We start from the raw sequence: 23305 nt of genomic DNA on the forward strand, positions 1-23305 counted from the left end.
GCCGGGCCGTCAGCGGCCGCCGCCGGACTGGCGCGCCAACGCCGATGCGGTATCGCCCACAGTGCCGCAACCCCCGCCCACCAAGCCCGCCCCGGCGCGGCGCGTCCCACCGCGGCCTCGCCCCGAGTTGGCGGTCGGCGGGATGGCGCTCGACGGCCTCGACCAGGCGGAGCCTGACGACTCCGCGAGGTTCAACTGGCGCGACCTGATCCGCCGGCTTACCGGGATCAACGTCGGCCCGGGCAAAGCCTCGGCGTACGAACGGGGGTTGCGGGACCGCATCCGCACGCCCGTCGGCGGTGCGTTCCCTATCGCCGTGCTCAACCTCAAGGGCGGTGTCGGCAAGACCGTGGTGGTCGAGGCGCTGGGCTCGACCTTCGCCGCCGTGCGCGACGACCGGGTTGTCGCCGTGGACATCGACGCCGGCGACTTGGCGGAGCGCCACGGTCGCCGGAACCCGCTGAGCATGGCCGATCTGCTCCGAAACGACGCCGCCACGCGGTATTCGGACGTGCGGGCACACACCTACAAGAACAGCTTCGGGCTCGAAGTTCTCGGGCTGCCGGACTATGCGCGCACCGACTGGCGGCTGGAGCGGCACGACGTGGGCAAGGCATTTTCGGTTCTGCGCAAGCACTATTCGGTGTTGTTGGTGGACTGCGTCAAGGCGGTCAACTCGGCCGTGATGGACGCCGTCCTGCCGGAGGCCCGGGCGCTCGTGGTGGTCACCAGCACGTCCATCGACGCGATACGGAAGACCAAGACGACGCTTGACTTGTTGCGCAACAACGGTTATCAGCGATTGTTGAGCTCGACAGTGCTCGCGATCAACCACGTCGAGGCGGGCAGGGTCGGCGTGGTGGCCGCCAAGGAGCTCGATCTGTTGTCCAACCGCGTCGCGGCGACCGTCGTGCTGCCCTTCGACCGGCATGTGCACGACGGCAAGGAGATCGGTTTGGATCGCCTGAGCAAGGACAGCAGGCGCAGCTACCTGGAGATGGCGGCCGCGATCGCCGACATGTTTCCCGACCAAGGCGCGCAGCCAAACCTCCGGTTAGGGGCCCGGCGAGCGCCACACGGGCGCTGAGCGGCGCCCTCGCGATCACCACTACGATCGACGGCATGACTGTTGCCGCCGCGGACCTGATGGAATACGACGAGGTCATCGCGCGCTTCGACCCGGTGCTCGGCCTCGAGGTGCATGTCGAGCTGTCCACCGCGACCAAGATGTTCTGCGGCTGCTCCACCACGTTCGGCGCCGAACCCAATACCCAGGTCTGCCCGGTGTGCCTCGGGCTGCCCGGTTCGCTGCCGGTGCTCAACAGGGCGGCGGTGGAGTCGGCGATCCGGATCGGGCTGGCGCTGAATTGCGAGATCGTGCCCTGGTGCCGCTTCGCGCGGAAGAACTACTTCTACCCGGACATGCCGAAGAACTACCAGATTTCGCAGTACGACGAGCCCATCGCCATCAACGGCTACCTGGAGGCGCCGCTGGAAGACGGCAGCAGCTGGCGGGTGGAGATCGAGCGGGCGCACATGGAAGAGGACACCGGCAAGCTGACCCACATCGGCAGCGAGACCGGCCGCATCCACGGCGCGACGACGTCGCTGATCGACTACAACCGTGCCGGCGTTCCGCTGATCGAGATCGTCACCAAGCCGATCGTGGGTGCCGGTGCGCGGGCCCCGCAGATCGCCCGGGCCTATGTCACCGCGCTGCGAGACCTGTTGCGCGCGTTGGACGTATCGGACGTCCGGATGGATCAGGGCTCGATGCGTTGTGACGCCAACGTGTCGCTGATGCCGACGGGGACAACGGAGTTCGGAACCCGCACCGAAACCAAGAACGTCAACTCGCTCAAAAGCGTCGAGGTCGCGGTGCGCTACGAAATGCAGCGCCAGGGCGCCGTCCTGTCCTCCGGCGGCCGGATCACCCAGGAAACCAGGCACTTTCACGAATCCGGCTACACCAGCCCGGGCCGCACCAAGGAGACCGCCGAGGACTATCGCTACTTTCCCGAGCCCGACCTGGAGCCCGTCGCGCCCAGCCGCGAGCTCGTCGAACAATTGCGGCAGACCATCCCCGAGCTGCCGTGGTTGAGCCGCAAGCGGATCCAGGAGGAGTGGGGCGTGTCCGACGAGGTGATGCGCGACCTCGTCAATGCCGGCGCCGTCGATTTGGTGATCCAGACGGTCAAGCACGGCGCGTCGAGCGAGCAGGCCCGCGCCTGGTGGGGAAACTTCTTGGTGCAGAAGGCCAACGAGGCGAGCGTCGAGTTGGACGAGCTGGCCATCACCCCGGCCCAGGTCGCCGCGGTGATCGCGCTGGTCGACGAGGGCAAGCTGTCGAACAAGTTGGCCCGCCAGGTGGTCGAGGGCGTGCTCGCCGGGGAGGGCGAACCCGAGCAGGTGATGACCGCGCGCGGTCTGGCGCTGGTGCGCGACGACTCGGTGACGCAGGCCGCCGTCGACGAGGCCCTGGCCGCCAATCCTGATGTCGCCGAAAAGATCCGTGGCGGCAAGGTGGCCGCGGCCGGCGCGATCGTCGGCGCGGTGATGAAGGCCACCCGCGGACAGGCCGACGCGGCGCGGGTGCGCGAACTCGTCCTGGCCGCCTGCGGCCAGGGCTGACCGGCACCGCCGCGAGCCGACCCCACGGAAATAGGGGGGGCAAAAAGTGTTTTNGTGCGGACCCATGATGGTGATGTGTTCGACGACCTGATGGCAATACTGGACGGCCCGGTGTTCGTCGTGACCACCCAGACCGAGGGTCAGCCCTCGGGTTGCCTGATCAGTTTCGCCACTCAGACCAGCGTGCGGCCCCCGAGTTTCATGGTGGTGATCCCGCGCAGCAGCGCCACCTGCGACGCGGCGCGCCGATCCGGGCACCTGGCGGTGCACGTGCTGGCCCAACACCAGGTGGCCCTCGCCGAGCTGTTCGACCGCGAGACGGACGAGGGAACCGACAAATTCGGCCACTGCTCGTGGCGCGCCGGCCCCAACGAGATGCCGATCCTCGACGAGGCGATCGCGTGGTTCGTCGGGAGGACCGCGCACTGGATCGATATCGCGGATCACGTGGCCTACATCGTGGAACCCGTCGCCGGATGGGTACCGGAGGCCTACGAAGACGTGCTTTACCTTTCCGACCTGGACGACCTCGAACCCGGCCACGAGGCGCCGGAGCGGTTCGTCCTGCACAGGCCGGCCGCCGAGCCGCGCAAGTACGGCATCAGGTTCACCCTCGACGGGCCCGTCTAGGTCTTGTCGTCGTTGTTCCGCGGGAAGCCGCCGCCCTGCGGGAACAGCGGGAACACCACGTCGTCGAACTTCTCGGCGTCCCCGGCGGTCTTGTTCACCGTTGCGCCCCAGACGTTTCCGTCCGGCGACATCCGCAGCGCCCACGCGTGGGCGTGGGTGTCCTTGCGGACGACGTCGGGTTCGCCGGTGACCGCGCCCGTCGACGGCGCGAGCCGCACCGCGACCGTCAGCTTGGTGTTGATCAGGTTCACCAGCACGGTCCCGTCCATCGCCGCGCAGCCGGCCACGCCGGGCTTGTCCGGCCACGTCCACACCGTGGAGACCTCCGAGGTCTTGGTGATGCGCTGCAAGCGATCCGCGGTGGGGGTGCGGTCGGCGACGTAGAGCGAGCCGTCGACGGGGTCGATGCACATGCCGCCGGCGGAGCCGACGCCGGACAGCGCGGTCGTCGGCGGCGCCTGGCCGATGGTGGTCGGCTGCTCGATGCGCAGCACCTTGCCGGCCAGCGACTTGGGGTCGGCGGCCAGCGCCGGGTTGCCGGCGTCGCCGGTCATCACCACCAGCGTGGTGGGGCTGGTGAAGATCAGGGCACCGGTGTTTCCGGTGGCGCCCTTGGGGATCCCGGTCAGGATGTCCTTCGGGATGTCCCCGTCGGCCACCCGGATCACCCGATTGTCGGTGGGCGTGCTGATGTAGGCGTACATCAGCCGGTCTTGCTGATAGGTCGGCGACAGCACGATGTCCATCAGGCCGCCGTCACCGGAAGGGTCGACCGGGATGACCGTCTTCACCTTCGGCTCGGCGCTGACGGAGATGTCCTTGACGGCGCCGGTGGTGCGCTCGGCGACCAGCGCGGTTTTGCTGTCGGGGCCCATGATCAGGCCGCTGGTGCTCTCCAGGCAGCCCTGCATGACCCCCGGCGCCGGGCAGGCCTTGGGGAACGGCGTCGGCGGCAGCGGCGGGGGCGGGGGCGGCGTGGAGCTCGGCTGGGGCTTGAGTTCTGGGTTGGTCGTGAACGGTTGGGACTGGGCGTCGTTGAACCGCGCGCACCCGCTCGCGACCAGCACCAGCGCGGAGAGCGCGGCCACCACGCCGCGAACCGAGCCCCGTATCCGCATGATCGACAGGCTACGGACTGTGCGCGCACCGCCGCCACACGCCTGCCCGTGTCCGGCTGCGCACGCGCCGCCGGTGGAGCGCCGATTTCACCGTTTTCGCCAGTTGCGCACGCGCGGGAAGGCCATTTTTGACCGATTCGGGCCGATTTGGCGGACTAACCGGCGAAAGCGCCGCTCAAATCCCCGATTCGGGCCCTTTTGCCCTTACCCTGACACCCGTGACCAGTCAATCGAATGACGCACCTTGGCAGCGGCCGGGCGAAGCCCCGGAGCCGATCCCCGGGCGCCCCGCTTCGGCGCGCCTGGTCGACCCCGAGGATGACCTGACGCCGGTCGGGTACCCGGGCGATTTCGGAACCACCACGGTCATCCCCTACCAGGACCCCAACCAGCACGCCGGGCCGGGCGCGGGCGGATACCACCTGCTCGACCAGCAGGAACCCCTGCCGTACGTCCAGCCGGCGGCGGTGGCGCAGGCGGCGCCGATCTCGGCCACCGAGCCGGCCCAGATCGACGCGGAGCCCGACGACGAGCGGCATCGCGAGGTCGGCAGGCGCGGCACCCAACACCTGGGTTTGCTGGTGTTGCGGGTCGGGCTGGGCGTGGTGCTCGGCGCCCACGGGCTGCAGAAGCTGTTCGGCTGGTGGGGCGGCGGGGGATTGACCGGGCTCAAGAATTCGCTGTCCGACGTCGGCTACCAGCACGCCGACATCCTCGCCTACGTGAGCGCGGGCGGTGAGATCGTGGCCGCCGTGCTGCTGATATTGGGACTGTTCACCCCGATAGCCGCGGCGGGCGCGCTGGCGTTCCTGATCAACGAACTGCTGGCCACCGTTTCGGGAGGCTCCCGTTCACACGCGTTCTCGTACTTCCTGCCGCAGGGACACGAATACCAGATCACCCTGATCGTCCTCGCCGCCGCGGTCGTGCTGTGCGGACCGGGCCGCTACGGCCTCGACGCGAACCGGGGTTGGGCGCACCGGCCGTTCATCGGGTCGTTCGTGGCCCTGCTGGCCGGCATCGCCGCCGGCGTCGCGGTGTGGGTGCTGCTCAACGGGGTCAACCCGATCGCCTGACCCTCATCGGTAGGGATTGGGCACCCGCCCCGAGCTGGCCTCGGTCAGCTGCGGCAGCGTCGCGAAGGTGACGGCGGGCAAGCGCAGCTCCGCGCCGCTTTTGAGGCGTGCGCGCGCCCAGGACCCGCGGGAAAAGCGCAGTCCCTCGATCTCTTCCCAGCGCACCGCCCGGCTGCCGAGCAGGGTCCGGACGGTCACGCCCTGCCCGTCGGCGACCGTCCGCAGCCGGATGATCAACGCGGACAACACGACCGGGATGATCAGCAGCGGCGCGCACACCGGCCAGGCCAGCACCGGTATCAGCAGGCCGAGGGTGAAGAACCCGACGGCGAATTGGGCCATCGGCGACACCTTGATCACCACGGGGGAATCGGTAGGCACCCGAGCATCCTTTCACCGGCGGCCCGGGCCGCACACCGGACCCGGATTTGACTCCTGAGCTGTGCGAAGGCTACCGTCGGACGCTATGGACACCGCCGGAAAGCCCGGAATGCTCGTAGTACTTAGTCAGCGCGTTGGTGGCTGACCAGCTCTTCGGCATGTGAAGCTATCCGGCACCAACGCGCAACCCTCGTTCAGCGGCCGAGCTGACGGGGGTTTTTTCTTGCGCGGCAACCAGACATAACGAAGCGTGACCAGACGGGACAAGAGGGCGAGGACGACAGTGAGCGCACCCACCAAGCCACAATCACCGAGGCCGCCTGACGCGGCCAGCGTCGCCACCGACGCCGTGAAACCCGCCGCAAAGGCGCCGGCGGCACAGCCGAAACGCGTTGGGCCGGAGCAACTTACCGGTGCGCAATCGGTGATCCGGTCGTTGGAGGAACTCGACGTCGAGGTGATCTTCGGGATTCCCGGCGGCGCTGTGCTGCCGGTGTACGACCCGCTGTTCGACTCGAAAAAGCTGCGCCACGTGCTGGTTCGCCACGAGCAGGGCGCCGGCCACGCGGCCAGCGGGTACGCGCACGCCACCGGCAAGGTCGGGGTCTGCATGGCGACCTCGGGTCCCGGCGCCACCAATCTGGTGACGCCGCTGGCGGACGCCCAGATGGACTCGATCCCCGTCGTCGCCATCACCGGTCAGGTCGGGCGCGGGCTGATCGGGACCGACGCCTTCCAGGAGGCCGACATCTCGGGCATCACGATGCCGATCACCAAGCACAACTTCCTGGTGCGTTCCGGCGACGACATCCCGCGGGTGCTGGCCGAGGCGTTCCACATCGCCGCCTCGGGCCGTCCCGGAGCGGTGCTCGTCGACATCCCCAAGGACGTGCTGCAGGGCCAGTGCACGTTCAGCTGGCCGCCCCGCATGGACCTGCCCGGCTACAAGCCGAACACCAAGCCGCACAACCGGCAGGTCCGCGAGGCCGCCAAGCTGATCGCGGCCGCGCACAAACCGGTGCTCTACGTCGGCGGCGGGGTCATCCGCGGCGAGGCGACCGAGCAGCTGCGCGAGCTGGCCGAGCTGACCGGCATCCCGGTGGTCACCACGCTGATGGCGCGCGGCGCCTTCCCGGACAGCCATCCGCAGCACATGGGCATGCCCGGCATGCACGGCACGGTGGCCGCGGTGGCGGCCCTGCAGCGCAGCGACCTGCTGATCGCGCTGGGCACCCGATTCGACGACCGGGTGACCGGAAAGCTCGACTCCTTCGCCCCGGAGGCCAAGGTCATCCACGCCGACATCGACCCGGCCGAGATCGGCAAGAACCGGCACGCCGACGTGCCGATCGTCGGCGACGTCAAGGCCGTCATCACCGACCTCATCGGGATGCTGCGCCACCACGACATCCCCGGCAACATCGAGATGACCGACTGGTGGGCCTACCTGAACGGCGTCCAGTCCACCTACCCGTTGAGCTACGGGCCGCAGAGCGACGGCAGCCTCAGCCCCGAGTACGTCATCGAGAAGCTGGGCGAGATCGCCGGCCCGGACGCCGTGTACGTCGCCGGTGTCGGTCAGCACCAGATGTGGGCCGCGCAGTTCATCTCCTACGAGAAGCCGCGCACCTGGCTCAATTCCGGCGGGCTGGGCACCATGGGCTTCGCCATTCCCGCGGCCATGGGCGCCAAGATCGCCCGCCCCGACGCCGAGGTGTGGGCGATCGACGGGGACGGCTGCTTCCAGATGACCAATCAGGAGCTGGCCACCTGCGCGATCGAGGGCGCGCCGATCAAGGTGGCGCTGATCAACAACGGCAACCTGGGCATGGTGCGCCAGTGGCAGACGCTGTTCTATCAGGAGCGCTATTCGCAGACCGACCTGGCGACGCACTCGCACCGCATCCCCGACTTCGTCAAGCTCGCCGAGGCGCTGGGTTGCGTCGGATTGCGTTGCGAGCGTGCGGAAGACGTCGTCGACGTGATCAAGGCGGCGCGCGCGATCAACGACCGCCCGGTGGTGATCGACTTCATCGTCGGTGCCGACGCGCAGGTGTGGCCGATGGTGGCCGCCGGCACCAGCAACGACGAGATCCAGGCCGCCCGCGGCATTCGCCCGCTGTTCGACGACGAAACCGAAGGGCACGCCTGATGCACACCAGAACGCACACGCTGTCGGTGCTGGTCGAGGACAAACCCGGTGTGCTCGCGCGGGTGGCGGCGCTGTTCTCCCGGCGCGGCTTCAACATCGAGTCGCTGGCGGTCGGCGCGACCGAGCAGAAGGACATGTCGCGCATGACGATCGTGGTCTCCGCCGAGGAGACGCCGCTCGAGCAGATCACCAAGCAGCTCAACAAGCTGATCAACGTGATCAAGATCATCGAGCAGGACGACGACAACTCGGTGTCGCGAGAGTTGTCCCTGATCAAGGTGCGCGCCGACGCCGGCAGCCGCAGTCAGGTGATCGAAGCGGTGAACCTGTTCCGCGCCAAGGTGATCGACGTGTCACCGGAATCGCTGACCATCGAGGCCACCGGTGACCGCGGCAAGATCGAGGCGTTCCTGCGCGTGCTGGAGCCGTTCGGCATCCGCGAAATCGCCCAATCCGGAATGGTGTCGCTGTCCCGCGGTCCGCGCGGCATGGGCACCGCCAAGTAGACAAAGGAGATATTCAACCGTGGCATTAGAGATGTTCTACGACGACGACGCGGACCTGACGATCATCCAGGGCCGCAAGGTCGGCGTCATCGGATACGGCAGTCAGGGGCACGCGCACTCGCTGAGCCTGCGCGACTCCGGCGTGCAGGTGCGCGTCGGGCTCAAGGAGGGTTCCAAGTCGCGGCCCAAGGTGTCCGAGCAGGGCCTGGACGTCGACACCCCCGCGGAGGTTGCCAAGTGGGCCGACGTCATCATGCTGTTGGCGCCCGACACCGCTCAGGCCGACATCTTCAAAAACGACATCGAGCCCAACCTGAAGGCCGGCGACGCTTTGTTTTTCGGTCACGGGCTCAACATCCACTTCGGCCTGATCAAGCCGCCCGCCGACGTCACCATCGCGATGGTCGCCCCCAAGGGACCCGGCCACCTGGTGCGCCGCCAGTTCGTCGACGGCAAGGGCGTGCCCTGTCTGATCGCGGTCGAGCAGGACCCGACCGGGCAGGGCGAGGCGCTGGCGCTGTCGTACGCCAAGGCGATCGGCGGCACCCGGGCCGGCGTCATCAAGACCACCTTCAAGGACGAGACCGAAACCGACCTGTTCGGTGAGCAGGCCGTGTTGTGCGGCGGCACAGAGGAACTGGTGAAGGCCGGTTTCGACATCATGGTCGAGGCGGGCTACCCGCCGGAGATGGCGTACTTCGAGGTGCTGCACGAGCTCAAGCTGATCGTCGACCTGATGTACGAGGGCGGCATCGCCCGGATGAACTACTCGGTGTCCGACACCGCCGAGTTCGGCGGCTACCTGTCGGGTCCTCGCGTCATCGACGAAGGCACCAAGGACCGGATGCGGGAGATCCTGCGCGACATCCAGAACGGCGACTTCGTCAAGAAGCTGGTCGCCAACGTCGAGGGCGGCAACAAGCAACTCGAGCAGCTGCGCAAGGAGAACGCCGAGCACCCCATCGAGGTCACCGGCAAGAAGCTGCGCGACCTGATGAGCTGGGTGGACCGCCCGATCACCGAGACGGCGTAAGGGTCAGCCGCCTGCCTCGAAACATAAACCGCTGCTACGGTTTTCGTGTCGTCGCAAACGTTTATGTGTCGCGGAGGCGGCCGGCCGTACGGACCACCCGGCGCGCCAGGTGGTCCAGGGCGTTGTTGGTGGCGTCATCGAATTCGTGGATGTTGTCGTGGGTGGACACCAGGCTCACGCCGTACGGGTTGCCGTCGACGAACTTGACCGGATCGGTGTAACCCGGCGGCACGATGATGCCGCCGAAATGCATCAAGGTGATGTACAGCGCCAGCAGGGTGGTCTCCTGGCCGCCGTGCAGCGTGTTGGACGACGTGAAGGCCGCGTACACCTTGTCCGCGAGCTTGCCCTGCGCCCACAGCCCACCCAGCGAGTCGAGGAAGGCGCGCAATTGCGCTGCGGGCGAACCGAAGCGGGTCGGGGAGCCGAAGATCACCGCGTCCGCCCACACGATGTCGTCGGCGGTGGCCGCCGGGAGGTCCTTGGTCGCTTCGTAGTTAGCGGTCCACGCCGGGTTGTGGGCGAACGATGCCGGGTCGTGGGTTTCGGCGACGTGCCGAAGGCGGACCTCGGCGCCGGCCGACTCGGCCGCCGCGGCGACGCGCTGGGCCATCGAGGTGCCATGACCGGTGGCCGAGTAGTAGATGATCGCGAGTTTGGTCATGGAGCCAGCGTAGGCATGCCCAGGCCGAATTCGCGGCGCAGCATCGTGCGGGCGGCGTAGTAGCCGCACATGCCGTGCACACCGCCGTTGGGTGGGGTCGCTGCCGAGCACAGGTAGACCTTCGGGATCGGGGTGCTCCACGGGTTCAACCGCAGCGTCGGCCCCGCCACGGCGCGCCAGGCGCTGTTGCCGCCGCCGGTGATGTCGCCGCCGACTAGATTGGCGTTGTGCTCGGCCAATCTGGAAGCGGGCACGCACCGAACAGCGGATACGACATCGCGGAACCCGGGTGCGGATCGTTCAACGATCCCCAGCACTGTCTCGGTCTGATCCTGCGATGAATCGTGAGGCACGTGGACGTACGTCCAGAACGGTCTATGCCCTTGTGCGTCAACTCGATTCGGGTCCGCCACGTGGGGCGTCGCCGCCAGGATCATCGGCCATTCGGCATGCCGCCCCGCGGCGACCTCGGCTTCGGCAAGCGCCATCCGTCCGCGCGTCCCGCCGAGGTGGAACATCGCCGTCGCGGACAGGCGATCGTCCGTCCAGGGGATGGCATCGGACAGCACGAAGTCGACCTTGGTGACACTGGCACCGGTTCGCAAGCGTCGCAACGTCTTTACATACCTCGGGGGCAGTGCGTCGCAGTAGATGTCCAGCAGCGCCCTGGCCGGCGTGTCGTAGATCACCACTCCCGGCGGGGGGCTTGTGACCGGCTCGTTGAGCACCAATTCGCCACCGTGGGAGGTGAAGTCGTGCAGCAGTGCGTCGGTAATCGCCTGGCTGCCACCGACCGGAACGGGCCAGCCACCGGCGTGGGCCAGGATCGCAAGCATCATGCCGAGCGCAGAGGTGGTTACCGACGGCATCGGCGCAACTGCATGGGCGGCCACGCCGCTGAGCAACGCGCGGGCGTCCTCTCCGTGCAGCATCCCCCAGAGCGGCGTGCCTTGCTCGAGCATCCGCAACACCACTCGCAGGGCGGTGACGGGATGTCCGGGCACCGAGCGCTTGTCGCTCAACACGAAGTCGACTACGCCGGCGGGATCCTCGACGAACGGGCCCAGCAGCCGCCGCCAGGACGCGCCGTGCTCCAGCTCGGCGCAGGTGCGCGCCAGATCCCGGTAGGCGATGGCGGCCGGGCGGCCCGGCAGCGGGTTGGCATAGGAAATCTCCGGGACCGCCAGCCGCACGCCCCGCGCGGGCAGGTCGAACTCGGCGAAGAACGGCGACGCCAACGCCAGCGGGTGAACCGCCGAGCACACATCGTGTGAGACTCCTGGGAATTCGCTGTCGGCGGCGGTGCGGGCGCCGCCGCCGAACGTCGGCTGCGCCTCGACGACCTGCACTTTCAGGCCCGCGCGGGCGCAGATGACGGCCGCGGTGAGGCCGTTGGGCCCGCTGCCGACGACGGTGACGTCCACCGGTCAATTACAGCCGATAGGCTGGCCGCGTGACTCTGCCTGTTGTACTCATTGCCGACAAACTCGCCGAATCAACCGTCGCCGCCCTGGGGGACCAGGTCGAGGTGCGCTGGGTCGACGGGCCCGACCGGCCGAAGCTGCTGGCGGCCGTGCCCGAGGCCGACGCGCTGCTGGTGCGGTCGGCCACCACCGTCGACGCCGAGGTGCTGGCCGCCGCTCCCAAGCTGAAGATCGTGGCCCGCGCCGGGGTCGGCCTGGACAACGTCGACGTCGACGCCGCCACGGCCCGCGGGGTGCTGGTGGTCAACGCCCCCACGTCGAACATTCACAGTGCCGCCGAACACGCGATGGCGCTGCTGCTGTCCGCCGCGCGTGAGATCCCCGCGGCCGATGCCACGCTGCGCGAGCACACCTGGAAGCGGTCGAAGTTTTCGGGCACCGAAATTTTCGGCAAGACGGTCGGTGTCGTCGGGCTGGGTCGGATCGGGCAGTTGTTCGCGCAACGGATCGCGGCCTTCGGCACCCACGTGGTCGCCTACGACCCGTACGTGGCGCCCGCCCGGGCCGCGCAACTCGGCATCGAGCTGCTGTCCCTGGACGACCTGCTGGCTCGGGCCGATTTCATCTCGGTGCATCTGCCGAAGACGCCGGAGACCGCGGGCCTGATCGACAAGGAGGCGCTGGCGAAGACCAAACCGGGCGTCATCATCGTCAACGCGGCGCGCGGCGGCCTGGTGGACGAGGCGGCGCTGGCCGAAGCCGTGAACGGCGGGCAGGTGCGCGCCGCCGGCCTCGACGTGTTCTCCACCGAACCCTGCACCGACAGCCCGCTTTTCGAGCTGCCGCAGGTGGTGGTCACACCGCACCTGGGGGCGTCCACCGCCGAAGCCCAGGACCGGGCCGGCACCGACGTCGCCGAGAGCGTGCGGCTGGCCCTGGCCGGCGAATTCGTTCCCGACGCGGTCAACGTCGGCGGCGGCGTGGTCAACGAGGAGGTGGCACCCTGGCTGGACCTGGCGCGCAAGCTCGGCGTGCTGGTCGCCACGCTGTCCGACTCGCCGCCGGTGTCGTTGTCGGTGCAGGTCCGCGGCGAGCTCGCCGCCGAAGACGTTGAGGTGCTGAAGCTTTCGGCCCTGCGCGGGCTGTTCTCGGCCGTCGTCGAGGGCCCGGTGACGTTCGTCAACGCGCCGGCCCTGGCCGCCGAACGCGGCGTTTCGGCCGAGATCTCGACGGCCTCGGAAAGCCCCAACTACCGCAGCATGGTCGACGTGCGGGGCGTCGCCCACGACGGTGCGGCCGTCAACGTCGCCGGCACGCTGGCCGGGCCGCAGCAAGTGCAGAAGATCGTGCAGATCAACGGGCGCCACTTCGACCTGCGCGCCGAAGGCACCAACCTGATCGTCCACTACGTCGACCAGCCGGGGGCGTTGGGCAAGATCGGCACCCTGCTCGGTGGAGCCGGGGTGAACATCCACGCGGCCCAACTGTCCGAGGACGCCGAGGGCCCGTTCGCGACGATCCTGCTGCGAGTCGACCAAGACGTGCCCGAGGATGTGCGGTCGGCGATCGCGGCCGCGGTGAGCGCCAAGAAGCTCGAAGTGGTCAACTTGTCGTGAAGCTCGCGGTGATCGGCGGCGACGGCATCGGGCCGGAGGTGGTGGCGCAGGCCGTCAAAGTCCTTGACGCCGTGGTGCCGGGCGTGGAGAAGACCGGCTACGACCTCGGCGCCCGCCGTTTCCGCGCCACCGGCGAGTTGCTGCCGGACTCGGTGCTCGCCGAATTGCGTGCGCACGACGCCATCCTGCTCGGAGCCGTCGGCGATCCCTCGGTGCCCAGCGGCGTGCTGGAGCGAGGTCTGTTGCTGCGCCTGCGTTTTGAGCTGGATCACCACGTGAACCTGCGGCCGGGTCGGTTGTATCCCGGGGTGAGCAGCCCGCTCGCGGGAAACCCCGACATCGACTTCGTCGTGGTCCGCGAGGGCACCGAGGGGCCCTACACCGGCAACGGCGGCGCGATCCGCGCCGGAACGCCGCACGAAGTGGCCACCGAGGTGAGCCTGAACACCGCGTTCGGCGTGCGTCGGGTGGTGCAATACGCGTTCGAACGGGCGATGTTGCGCCGCAAGCACTTGACGCTGGTGCACAAGAACAACGTGCTGACGTTCGCGGGGAAGCTGTGGTCGCGGATCGTGGCCGAGGTCGGCGAGGAGTATCCCGACGTCGAGGTGGCCTACCAACACGTCGACGCGGCCACCATCTTCATGGTCACCGACCCCGGCCGCTTCGACGTGATCGTCACCGACAACCTGTTCGGCGACATCATCACCGACCTGTCCGCGGCGGTGTGCGGCGGAATCGGCTTGGCCGCCAGTGGAAACATCGACGCCACCCGCACCAACCCGTCGATGTTCGAGCCGGTGCACGGCAGCGCACCCGACATCGCCGGCCAGGGCATCGCGGATCCCACCGCGGCCATCATGTCGGTGGCACTGCTGCTCGCCCACCTCGGCGAGGACGATGCCGCCGCCCGGGTGGACCGTGCCGTCGAGAATCACCTGGCGACTCGCGGGAACGAACGGCGCGCCACCAGCGAAGTCGGCGAACGGATCGCAGCCGCGCTCTAGTTTCCAAGCCGGGCGGCAACAACCGGATCGGCACCAACGGCACGGCCGCCAGGGGGAACAGCCCGCACAGCGCCCATGCCGGCGGATACTTCGCCGCGCTGATCAGCACACCGAACAGCGGGGGGCCGACGGCCGCCACCACCCGCTGGGTGGTGTTCTGGATGCCCAGCGCGCGCCCGCTCCAGAACGATCCGGCGAATTCGGTGATGGCGGTCGCCTCCAGCCCGTTGTCGAGCACCGCGATCACCGAGATCGCGACCATGAGCGCGATGTCGAACCGCGAATCCACCAGGTCCGAAAGCGCCAGCAGGAACAGGGTCAACGCGGCGGCCGCGGCGATGACGGCGACGGGTTGCATGCGCGAGCCGATCCGATCCGACCAGCGGCCGACCGCGACGCGGCCCGCCGCGCCGAGCAGCTGCGAAAGGGTGACCAGGCCGCCTGCCGCCGCGACCGACCAGTGGTGGTGGTTGATCAGCCAGACCAGCATGAAAGTGACCGTCACCGTCTGCGGCATCATGAGCAGGCCCGCGACCGCGTGGATGCGCCATAGCACCGAGGATCCGCGATACGGGCTGGCCAGCTCCGATCGAGTGGCCGTCTTCCGGGATTTGCGCGGCGGGTTGACGACGCCGACCGTGCTGGCCACCGCCGCCGCGCTGCACACGAACGCCGGAAACATCAGCCCCCCATGGGGACCGCGCTCGGCCAACTCGGGCATCACCAACGCGCCCACGGCGATCCCCAGCGGTTGTGCGGTCTGGCGGATGCCCATCGCCAGCCCCCGTTGCTGCGGCGGGAACCAGCCCGCCACCAAACGACCACCGGCGGTGTTGCAGCTCGCCGCGGCCATGCCACCGACAAACAGGTAGACGCCCATCCAGACCATCGAATGGACCGATGCCGCCGCGTAGGCCGCACCCGCGGTCAACGCCGAACCCGTGGTCAGCACGACCCGCTCGCCCACGCGGTCCAGGACGTAGCCCCATCCGATCAGCGTGACCACCATGCCCAAGCTGGGCATCGACGACAGCAGACTGGCCTCGGTCAGTTGAATTCCGCGCCGGTCCTCGAGCGACGGGATCAGGAAGGCGATGCCGTTGATGAAGAGGAAGGAACTGGCCGTCACAAACAGCGCGACGAGCATCACCGTCCAGCGCGCTCCCGCGCTGAGCGTGGCGTCGCCCGTCGGCATCAATCCATGCTTGCACAGGGCCGACACCGGCCGCGGTAACTCTGAAAACGGCTACTAGGCTGCAACGAATGCGCCTTGGTCGAATCGCCAGCCCGGACGGTGTCGCCTTCGTCAGCATCGAGGGCGAACTGCAAGATCCCGCCGGGATGATCGCGCGGGAGATCGCCGAGCACCCGTTCGGCACGCCAAACTTCACCGGCCGCTCGTGGCCGTTGGCCGACGTGCGGCTGCTGGCGCCGATATTGGCCGGCAAGGTGGTCTGCGTCGGCAAGAACTACGCCGATCACATCGCCGAGATGAGCGGCTTCGCGACGGGCCCGGCGGCGCCGGATCCGATCATCTTCCTCAAACCCAACACCGCGATCATCGGGCCGAATGTGCCGATCCGGTTGCCCGCCAACGCCTCACCCGTGCACTTCGAGGGCGAGCTGGCCGCGGTCATCGGCCGCCCGTGCAAGGACGTGCCCGCCGCCCAGGCCGCCGACAGCATCCTTGGCTACACCATCGGCAACGATGTGTCGGCGCGCGACCAACAACAGGCCGACGGCCAATGGACTCGCGCCAAGGGCCATGACACCTTCTGCCCGGTCGGGCCGTGGATCGTCACCGACGTCGATCCGGCGGACCTCGAACTGCGCACCGAGGTCAACGGCCAGGTGAAGCAACACAGCCGCACCTCGCTGATGATCCACGACGTCGGCGCCATCGTGGAGTGGATCTCGGCGGTGATGACCCTGCTGCCGGGCGATCTCATCCTCACCGGAACACCGGCCGGCGTCGGTCCCATCGAGGACGGCGACACGGTCTCCATCACGATCGAGGGCATCGGCAGCCTCGTCAATCCCGTTGTCCGCAAAGGAAAGTCGTGACAGTACGAGTCCGATTCTGCCCGTCGCCGACCGGCACCCCGCACGTCGGGATGGTCCGCACCGCGTTGTTCAACTGGGCCTACGCCCGACATACCGGCGGTACCTTCGTCTTTCGCATCGAGGACACCGACGCCCAGCGCGACACCGAGGAAAGCTACCTGGCGCTGCTCGACGCGCTGCGCTGGCTCGGCCTCGACTGGGACGAGGGACCCGAGGTCGGTGGACCCTACGGCCCATACCGGCAGTCGCAGCGCACCGAGATCTACCGCGACGTGGTGGCCAGGCTGCTCGAGGCGGGGGAGGCCTACTACGCCTTCTCGACGCCGGGGGAGGTCGAGGCCCGCCACATCGCCGCCGGGCGCAATCCCAAACTGGGCTACGACAACTTCGACCGGCAGCTCACCGACTCACAGCGCGCGGCGTTTCTGGCCGAGGGCCGTCAGCCGGTGGTGCGGCTGCGGATGCCCGATCAAGACCTCAGCTGGGACGACCTGGTGCGCGGACCGACCACGTTCGCGGCGGGCAGCGTGCCCGACTTCGCCCTCACCCGCGCGACGGGAGATCCGTTGTACACGTTGGTGAACCCGGTCGACGACGCGCTGATGAAGATCACCCACGTCCTGCGCGGCGAGGACCTGCTGCCGTCGACTCCGCGCCAGCTCGCCCTATATCAGGCGATGATCCGGATCGGGGTCGCCGAGCGCACCCCGCAATTCGCACATTTGCCAACGGTATTGGGGGAGGGCACCAAGAAGCTCTCCAAGCGCGACCCGCAGTCGAACCTGTTCGCCCACCGCGACCGGGGCTTCATCCCGGAGGGTTTGCTGAATTACCTTGCGCTGCTGGGCTGGGCGATCGCCGACGACCACGACCTGTTCAGCCTCGACGAAATGGTGGCCGCTTTCGACGTCGTCGACGTCAATTCCAACCCGGCCCGGTTCGACCAGAAGAAGGCCGACGCGCTGAACGCCGAGCACATCCGGATGCTGGACGCCGGCGATTTCGCCGCCAGGCTGCGCGAGTACCTGGACACCCATGGCCACCGGGTTCCGCTCGACGACGCTGGATTCGCCACGGCCGCCGAGCTGGTGCAAACGCGCATCGTGGTCCTCGCCGACGCGTGGGACCTGCTGAAGTTCCTCAACGACGACGAATACGCGATCGACCCCAAGGCCGCCGCCAAGGAGCTGGGCGCGGACGGCATCGCGGTGTTGGACGCGGCACTGACCGCGCTGGACGGCGTGGCGGGCTGGACCACAGCAGACATCGAGCACGCCCTCAAGACCGCGCTCATCGACAACCTGGGGCTCAAACCGCGCAAGGCGTTTGGTCCGATCCGGGTCGCCGCGACGGGAACGACGATCAGCCCACCGTTGTTCGAATCACTGGAACTGCTGGGCCGCGACCGCAGCCTGCGGCGGTTGCGGGCCGCGCGCGACGGTGCGGTCTAGGTTTTTGGTAGTCTGCACTGCGGTTTACAAAGGCCGTCCACGGTTGGCCGCAGCGGTTGCAGGACACTCTGCAAAAACGTTGTGACCAGCTGTTTTAGGTCGCCAATGGGGTATGGTGTAATTGGCAACACAGCTGATTCTGGTTCAGCCATTCTAGGTTCGAGTCCTGGTACCCCAGCAATATCGCAGCACGATCAGCGATTAGGTCGCCTTTCTGGCGTGAGCTATGCTGGCAGCTCGGATCGGTTCTGGCCCCGTCGTCTAGCGGCCTAGGACGCCGCCCTCTCACGGCGGTAGCGTGGGTTCGAATCCCATCGGGGCTACAAATCTATTGGCCGGTCCGTAGCGCGGCCGGCGCGGTCGATCCGCCCACCGGCATCTGCGGCAACCCGAGCTTGCGATGATCCCACGAGCGGGCGCGGCGGGCGACGATGCGCACGCAGACCCGCTTGTTCATCATCTGCTCGACGAAGGGCTTCATGTCGTCGGTGTAGGGCCCGGTGTAGCGCTCGAACACGCTGACCCCCACCCGGTGCGCGACGTCCGGATCGTCGACGATCTCGGCGACGCCCTCGAAGGACACTCCACGCAGCGTGTCGTAGGTGTCGCCGTCCTCGATCAAGAAGCTCACCCGGGGATCCCGGGTGAGGTTGACCGCCTTCTGCGACTTGGCCTTGGTCTCGAGCCAGATCTCGCCGTCGACGACGGCGTACCACATCGCGGTCAAGTGTGGCTGGCCGTCGGGCCCGACGGTGGCCAGCGTGCCGGTGCGGCTCTTCACGACGAAGTCGGCGATCTCGTCTTCGGACATGACGATGCTCGCGCGCTGATTGGTTCCCATGGCGGTCAGTGTGTCAGGCCCGCTGCAGCGCCCCGCGAGCAGCTACAGCCGGCGGGTGAGCGCTTCCGCGGCGGACAACAGATCGGCGGCCCAGCGGGCCCCGGGGCGCCGGCCGATCCGGTCGACGGGTCCCGACACCGATATCGCCGCGACGACGACACCACGGTTGTCGCGCACCGGCGCCGACACGCTGGCCACACCGGGCTCGCGCTCGGCCACGCTTTGCGCCCAGCCGCGCCGGCGCACGTCGGCCAGTGTCCGGTCGGTGAATTTCGCGGCCGGCAGCACCGCCTTCTGAGTGGCGGCGTCGGCATAGGCGAGCAGCACCTTGGCCCCGGAACCCGCCGTCATCGGTAAGCGTGCGCCGACCGGAACCGTATCGCGAAGACCCGCAGCCGGTTCCAGGGCGGCCACGCAGACCCGCGAGGTGCCCTCGCGGCGATACAGCTGGATGCTCTCGCCGGTGGTCTCGCGCAACGCGGGCAGCACCGCCGCGCTCGCGGCCAGCAGCGGGTCGTTGACCCGGGCCGCCAGTTCGGTGACCGCCGGGCCCAATCCCCAACGCCCCGCGTCGTCGCGCGTGAGCAGCCGATGGACTTCCAGGGCGGCGGCCAGCCGGTAGGCGGTGGCCCTCGGCAGTCCGGTTCGCTCGCACAGTTCGGCCAATCCGCAGGGGGATTCCGCGATCGTGTGCAGCACGACCACCGCTTTGTCCAGGACGCCGATGCCGCTATGCTGTCTCATAACGAGATACTAGCGTCTCATATTCTGAGATACTGCGAAAGACCGAACAGAGGCGAATGCGAGATGGGATCCGACAGACCGCGCACCCTGGCCGAAAAGGTCTGGGACGACCACGTTGTGGTGAGGGGGGGCGAATCAGAACAGGCGGGCGCCCCGGACCTGATCTACATCGATCTGCATTTGGTGCACGAGGTCACCAGCCCGCAGGCTTTCGACGGGCTGCGCCTGGCCGGCCGGGGAGTGCGACGCCCCGACCTGACGCTGGCCACCGAGGACCACAACGTGCCCACCGTCGACATCGACAAGCCGATCGCCGACCCGATCTCGCGCACGCAGGTCGAGACGTTGCGGCGCAACTGCGCCGAATTCGGCGTCCTGCTCTACCCGATGGGCGACATCGATCAGGGCATCGTGCATGTCGTCGGTCCGCAATTGGGCCTCACCCAGCCGGGCATGACGATCGTCTGTGGCGACAGTCACACGTCAACGCACGGCGCATTTGGCGCGCTGGCCATGGGAATTGGCACCTCGGAGGTCGAACACGTGCTGGCCACGCAGACCCTGCCGTTGCGCCCCTTCAAGACGATGGCGGTCAATGTCGACGGCGCGCTGCCCGCCGGTGTGACCGCCAAGGACGTCATCCTTACGCTGATCGCAAAGATCGGCACCGGCGGTGGGCAGGGTCACGTCATCGAATACCGGGGCAGCGCCATCGAATCGCTGTCGATGGAAGGCCGGATGACGGTCTGCAACATGAGCATCGAGGCCGGGGCCCGGGCGGGCATGGTGGCGCCGGACGAGACCACCTACGAGTTCCTGCGTGGGCGCCCGCACGCGCCCACCGGCGCGCGATGGGATGCCGCCGTCGAGTACTGGCGGCAGCTGCGCACCGACCCCGGCGCCACCTTCGACACCGAGGTCTATCTCGACGCGGCCTCGCTGAGCCCGTTCGTCACGTGGGGGACCAACCCCGGCCAGGGGGTGCCGCTGGACGCCGCCGTGCCCGACCCCGACCTGATCGGCGATGATGGCGAGCGACAGGCCGCCGAGAAAGCCTTGGCGTACATGGACCTTCGACCCGGGACGCCGATGCGCGACATCAGCGTCGACGCGGTGTTCGTCGGCTCGTGTACCAATGGTCGCATCGAAGACCTGCGCGCGGTGGCCGAGGTGTTGCGCGGGCGCAAGGTCGCCCCGGGGGTGCGAATGCTGGTCGTGCCCGGCTCCATGCGGGTGCGCGCGCAGGCGGAGGCCGAAGGGCTGGGCGAGATCTTCACCGCCGCCGGCGCGCAGTGGCGCCAGGCGGGATGCTCGATGTGCCTGGGCATGAACCCCGATCAGCTTTCGCCGGGGCAGCGATGCGCCGCGACGTCCAACCGCAACTTCGAAGGGCGGCAGGGTAAAGGCGGGCGCACGCATCTGGTGTCGCCGGCCGTCGCCGCCGCAACGGCGGTGCGGGGCAGGCTGTCCGCGCCGACCGACTTGCACTCCCACTGACTTCGAAGCGAGGATGAAAATGGAAGCCTTTCGCACCCACACGGGTATCGGCGTGCCGCTGCGCCGGTCCAATGTCGACACCGACCAGATCATTCCCGCCGTGTTTTTGAAACGCGTTACCCGAACCGGTTTCGAGGACGGTTTGTTCGCCACGTGGCGTTCCGATCCCTCATTCGTGCTCAACCTCAGCCCCTTTGACCGCGGCTCGGTTCTGGTCGCCGGGCCCGATTTCGGCACGGGTTCGTCGCGTGAGCACGCGGTGTGGGCGCTCATGGACTACGGGTTCCGGGTGGTCATCTCGTCTCGATTCGGCGACATTTTTCGGGGCAACGCCGGCAAGGCCGGCCTGCTGGCCGCCGAAGTTTCTCAGGACGGCGTGGAACTCCTTTGGAAGCTCATCGAGGGCAGCCCGGGCTTGGAAATCACTGCCAATCTTCAAGATCGAAATATCACCGCCGGAACGGCGGTGCTGCCGTTCAAGATTGACGACCATACGGCCTACCGTTTGCTTGAGGGACTCGACGATATAGCCCTTACGCTGCGCAAACTCGACAACATTGAGGCCTTCGAGGCGGCACGCCCGGAGTGGAAACCGCGCACTTCGCCCGCCTCCTGAACGCTCGATCGGGACGGATTTTCTTCTCGGTCGGCTAACTAAACCCCGCCGATTTCCGGTCCCGCCACCGGTCAAGGGCGGCAACCGGATTGCGAAAAGTTTCGCCGTTCGGTCGGCGAAATTGCGCGTGGCTCTTGGAAATTTGCTGGGTGAGGGTTTACCGTGTCCTCTAGTCGGTTCCCAAAACGAGGACCACTAGCTTCGGAGGGTTTGGATGAACAAAGCAGAGCTCATAGATGTGCTCACACAGAAATTGGGCTCGGACCGTCGACAGGCGACCGCTGCCGTCGAGAATGTCGTCGACACCATTGTGCGTGCGGTGCACAAGGGCGACAGCGTCACCATTACCGGGTTCGGTGTGTTCGAACAGCGGCGGCGCGCGGCGCGCGTGGCTCGCAATCCGCGTACCGGCGAGACGGTAAAGGTAAAGCCGACATCGGTTCCCGCGTTCCGGCCCGGTGCCCAATTTAAAGCGGTTGTGTCTGGCGCGCAGCGCCTCCCGTCGGAAGGACCAGCAGTGAAGCGTGGTGTTGTGGCAGGCGGTGCTGTCAAGAAGGCCGCGGTGAAGAAGGCTCCGGCCAAGAAGGCCGCGGTGAAGAAGGCTCCCGCCAAGAAGGCCGCGGTGAAGAAGGCTCCCGCCAAGAAGGCCGCGGTGAAGAAGGCTCCCGCCAAGAAGGCCGCGGTGAAGAAGGCTCCCGCCAAGAAGGCCGCGGTGAAGAAGGCTCCCGCCAAGAAGGCCGCGGTGAAGAGGGCGCCGGCCAAGAAGGCCGCGAGCAAGGCTCCGGCTCGGAAGGCCCCGGCCAAGAAGGCCGCCGCGCGGCGCGGCCGCCGGTAACAGGTTCCGATACGCGGATACCCTTCGGGGTGGCAGCAACGCCACCCGGAGGGTATTCGTGTGTCAGGCCCGCACGTTGGCGGCCAGTGCGCCGCCGATGTGGTCGGCCGACACCAGCCGGCCGCCGGACAGGGACAGCACCCACGTACTGCCCTTGTGGTTGCGGGATTTATCGGCGCGCACTCCGTCGCGTTCGCACCACCAGGCGATCAGGTCCGGAATCACCTTGCCCTGCGTGCAAATCACCGGGGTGCCGCCCTCCTGGGCGATGCCGAGCATCCGGTGGCGGGCGCGCTTGGGGTTCTTGGCGTAGGACTCCTCGGTGAGGGCGGGCTCGTTGTGCACGCTCACACCGAGCTCTGCGGCGAGCGGCTCGACCGTCTGGTGACAGCGGAGCCGGTCGGCCGCGTACACGGCGGAGGCGCCGAAGGCGAGCAGTTGTGGCACCAGGGCTTCCGCCTGCGCGCGTCCCCGCTTATCCAGCGGTCGTTTGGTGTCGTCGCCTTTGAAGCGTGACTTTCTGCCGGCGGTGCCGTGCCGGACCACCAACACGGTTTGCGTGTCGGCGGGCTGTTTTGCGAAGTGGCGCAGCATCTTTCGGTCGTGTGGGTAGGTGAGTCTGTCCTTGGCTTCGACGAGCGGCAACCAGAGGAGTTCGTCGACCTCGCTGCCAGGTGTGAATTCGCCGCCGGTGCTGCGCGCCGACCAGTAGTGCACTTTCTTGACGCCCTGCTCGATCGGGTAGCTCACCACGTCCAGCCGCCGGCCGAGGACGGCGCCGTGACCGGTCTCCTCGAACACCTCTCGCACCGCCGCCACGGGCGCCGTCTCGCCGGGATCCACCTTGCCCTTGGGCAGCGACCAGTCGTCGTATCGGGGGCGATGGATGACGGCGACCTCGAGGCCGGGGTTGCCGGAATCCGCGGGTCGCCACAGCACAGCGCCCGCGGCGTACACGACCCGACTCCCCGAGCGCCGATTGGCGGACGAGTTCTGGGTTGGCAACTCAACTCCTGCAG

General features: G+C 68.0%; 21 protein-coding genes, 2 tRNA genes and 1 pseudogene. 16 read left to right on the plus strand and 8 right to left on the minus strand.

All coding sequences use genetic code 11. The features are described from left to right. The 3 genes from BN4348_RS34325 to BN4348_RS34335 form a co-directional block, all read left to right on the plus strand. Positions 1 to 1087, plus strand: a 1087-nt coding sequence (locus tag BN4348_RS34325) for a MinD/ParA family ATP-binding protein (protein ID WP_066909277.1), incomplete at its 5' end; no start/stop codon positions are given. Between the two features lie 35 nt (positions 1088 to 1122). After that, a complete protein-coding gene (gatB, locus tag BN4348_RS34330) occupies positions 1123 to 2631 on the plus strand; it encodes an Asp-tRNA(Asn)/Glu-tRNA(Gln) amidotransferase subunit GatB (RefSeq protein WP_066909280.1) in 1509 nt (502 codons plus the stop codon). Positions 2632 to 2721: 90 nt separating this feature from the next. Continuing rightward, positions 2722 to 3261 (plus strand): flavin reductase family protein, encoded by a 540-nt coding sequence (locus BN4348_RS34335; protein ID WP_066909404.1) that lies wholly within the window; start codon positions 2722 to 2724, stop codon positions 3259 to 3261. On the opposite strand, the gene BN4348_RS34340 is transcribed toward BN4348_RS34335, so the two are convergent. Continuing rightward, positions 3258 to 4379 (minus strand): PQQ-dependent sugar dehydrogenase, encoded by a 1122-nt coding sequence (locus BN4348_RS34340; protein ID WP_066909283.1) that lies wholly within the window; start codon positions 4377 to 4379, stop codon positions 3258 to 3260. The genes BN4348_RS34335 and BN4348_RS34340 overlap by 4 nt on opposite strands. 218 nt (positions 4380 to 4597) lie before the next feature. Here BN4348_RS34340 and BN4348_RS34345 point away from each other — a divergent pair, with 218 nt between their 5' ends. Further along, complete coding sequence (locus BN4348_RS34345) at positions 4598 to 5455, plus strand: DoxX family protein (protein ID WP_066909286.1); 858 nt, start codon at positions 4598 to 4600, stop codon at positions 5453 to 5455. Between the two features lie 3 nt (positions 5456 to 5458). On the opposite strand, the gene BN4348_RS34350 is transcribed toward BN4348_RS34345, so the two are convergent. Beyond that, positions 5459 to 5797: a PH domain-containing protein gene (locus BN4348_RS34350; protein ID WP_066909408.1), complete on the minus strand. Its 339-nt coding sequence runs from the start codon at positions 5795 to 5797 to the stop codon at positions 5459 to 5461. A gap of 322 nt (positions 5798 to 6119) precedes the next feature. Here BN4348_RS34350 and BN4348_RS34355 point away from each other — a divergent pair, with 322 nt between their 5' ends. The 3 genes from BN4348_RS34355 to ilvC are packed head-to-tail and all read left to right on the plus strand — an operon-like array spanning position 6120 to position 9527. After that, positions 6120 to 7988, plus strand: a complete 1869-nt coding sequence (locus tag BN4348_RS34355) for an acetolactate synthase large subunit (protein WP_066909289.1) — start codon at positions 6120 to 6122, stop codon at positions 7986 to 7988. After that, positions 7988 to 8494, plus strand: coding sequence for an acetolactate synthase small subunit (ilvN, locus tag BN4348_RS34360; RefSeq protein WP_066909292.1), 507 nt, complete (start codon positions 7988 to 7990; stop codon positions 8492 to 8494). Before BN4348_RS34355 ends, ilvN begins: the two co-directional genes overlap by 1 nt. Before the next feature lie 31 nt (positions 8495 to 8525). Then, on the plus strand, positions 8526 to 9527 hold the full coding sequence (gene ilvC, locus BN4348_RS34365) for a ketol-acid reductoisomerase (RefSeq protein ID WP_084453969.1): 1002 nt from the start codon (positions 8526 to 8528) through the stop codon (positions 9525 to 9527). A gap of 61 nt (positions 9528 to 9588) precedes the next feature. On the opposite strand, the gene wrbA is transcribed toward ilvC, so the two are convergent. Continuing rightward, the gene (gene wrbA, locus BN4348_RS34370) at positions 9589 to 10191 is read right to left on the minus strand and encodes an NAD(P)H:quinone oxidoreductase (RefSeq protein WP_066909298.1); all 603 of its coding nucleotides are present in this window, start codon (positions 10189 to 10191) and stop codon (positions 9589 to 9591) included. Beyond that, complete coding sequence (locus BN4348_RS34375; protein ID WP_066909301.1) at positions 10188 to 11615, minus strand: phytoene desaturase family protein; 1428 nt, start codon at positions 11613 to 11615, stop codon at positions 10188 to 10190. Before BN4348_RS34375 ends, wrbA begins: the two co-directional genes overlap by 4 nt. A 29-nt stretch (positions 11616 to 11644) precedes the next feature. On the opposite strand from BN4348_RS34375, the gene serA reads away from it, so the two are divergent. Next, positions 11645 to 13231 (plus strand): phosphoglycerate dehydrogenase, encoded by a 1587-nt coding sequence (gene serA, locus BN4348_RS34380; protein ID WP_066909304.1) that lies wholly within the window; start codon positions 11645 to 11647, stop codon positions 13229 to 13231. Next, a complete protein-coding gene (locus BN4348_RS34385; RefSeq protein WP_084453970.1) occupies positions 13228 to 14238 on the plus strand; it encodes a 3-isopropylmalate dehydrogenase in 1011 nt (336 codons plus the stop codon). Before serA ends, BN4348_RS34385 begins: the two co-directional genes overlap by 4 nt. 133 nt (positions 14239 to 14371) lie before the next feature. On the opposite strand, the pseudogene BN4348_RS34390 reads toward BN4348_RS34385, so the two are convergent. Next, positions 14372 to 15433, minus strand: a pseudogene (locus tag BN4348_RS34390) (MFS transporter); the annotation flags it as partial. Positions 15434 to 15501: 68 nt separating this feature from the next. Here BN4348_RS34390 and BN4348_RS34395 point away from each other — a divergent pair. The 4 genes from BN4348_RS34395 to BN4348_RS34410 all read left to right on the plus strand — a co-directional run bounded on the left by BN4348_RS34395 (position 15502) and on the right by BN4348_RS34410 (position 18076). Continuing rightward, positions 15502 to 16302 (plus strand): fumarylacetoacetate hydrolase family protein, encoded by an 801-nt coding sequence (locus tag BN4348_RS34395; RefSeq protein ID WP_066909310.1) that lies wholly within the window; start codon positions 15502 to 15504, stop codon positions 16300 to 16302. Continuing rightward, positions 16299 to 17753: a glutamate--tRNA ligase gene (gene gltX, locus BN4348_RS34400; RefSeq protein WP_084453971.1), complete on the plus strand. Its 1455-nt coding sequence runs from the start codon at positions 16299 to 16301 to the stop codon at positions 17751 to 17753. Before BN4348_RS34395 ends, gltX begins: the two co-directional genes overlap by 4 nt. Positions 17754 to 17859: 106 nt before the next feature. Further along, positions 17860 to 17931, plus strand: a tRNA-Gln gene (locus tag BN4348_RS34405). A 72-nt stretch (positions 17932 to 18003) separates the two neighbouring features. Further along, positions 18004 to 18076 (plus strand) — tRNA-Glu (locus BN4348_RS34410). A gap of 5 nt (positions 18077 to 18081) precedes the next feature. Here BN4348_RS34410 and BN4348_RS34415 read toward each other — a convergent pair. Further along, positions 18082 to 18594 (minus strand): pyridoxamine 5'-phosphate oxidase family protein, encoded by a 513-nt coding sequence (locus BN4348_RS34415; RefSeq protein WP_066909318.1) that lies wholly within the window; start codon positions 18592 to 18594, stop codon positions 18082 to 18084. Positions 18595 to 18636: 42 nt separating this feature from the next. After that, positions 18637 to 19338 carry an IclR family transcriptional regulator gene (locus BN4348_RS34420; RefSeq protein ID WP_066909321.1) on the minus strand — a complete coding sequence of 234 codons (702 nt, stop codon included), beginning with the start codon at positions 19336 to 19338 and terminating at the stop codon, positions 18637 to 18639. Positions 19339 to 19401: 63 nt separating this feature from the next. Between BN4348_RS34420 and leuC the strand changes: the two genes are divergently transcribed. The 3 genes from leuC to BN4348_RS34435 all read left to right on the plus strand — a co-directional run bounded on the left by leuC (position 19402) and on the right by BN4348_RS34435 (position 22286). Beyond that, complete coding sequence (gene leuC, locus BN4348_RS34425; protein WP_066909324.1) at positions 19402 to 20835, plus strand: 3-isopropylmalate dehydratase large subunit; 1434 nt, start codon at positions 19402 to 19404, stop codon at positions 20833 to 20835. Positions 20836 to 20854: 19 nt separating this feature from the next. Continuing rightward, positions 20855 to 21451: a 3-isopropylmalate dehydratase small subunit gene (gene leuD / locus BN4348_RS34430; RefSeq protein WP_066909411.1), complete on the plus strand. Its 597-nt coding sequence runs from the start codon at positions 20855 to 20857 to the stop codon at positions 21449 to 21451. Positions 21452 to 21665: 214 nt separating this feature from the next. Continuing rightward, complete coding sequence (locus BN4348_RS34435; RefSeq protein WP_066909327.1) at positions 21666 to 22286, plus strand: HU family DNA-binding protein; 621 nt, start codon at positions 21666 to 21668, stop codon at positions 22284 to 22286. A gap of 63 nt (positions 22287 to 22349) precedes the next feature. On the opposite strand, the gene mutT1 is transcribed toward BN4348_RS34435, so the two are convergent. Then, positions 22350 to 23291, minus strand: coding sequence for an 8-oxo-(d)GTP phosphatase MutT1 (mutT1, locus tag BN4348_RS34440; protein ID WP_066909330.1), 942 nt, complete (start codon positions 23289 to 23291; stop codon positions 22350 to 22352). Between the last annotated feature and the right edge of the window lie 14 nt (positions 23292 to 23305).

It is taken from the genome of Mycobacterium interjectum, assembly GCF_900078675.2.
In the GTDB taxonomy this organism is placed as follows: domain Bacteria; phylum Actinomycetota; class Actinomycetes; order Mycobacteriales; family Mycobacteriaceae; genus Mycobacterium; species Mycobacterium interjectum.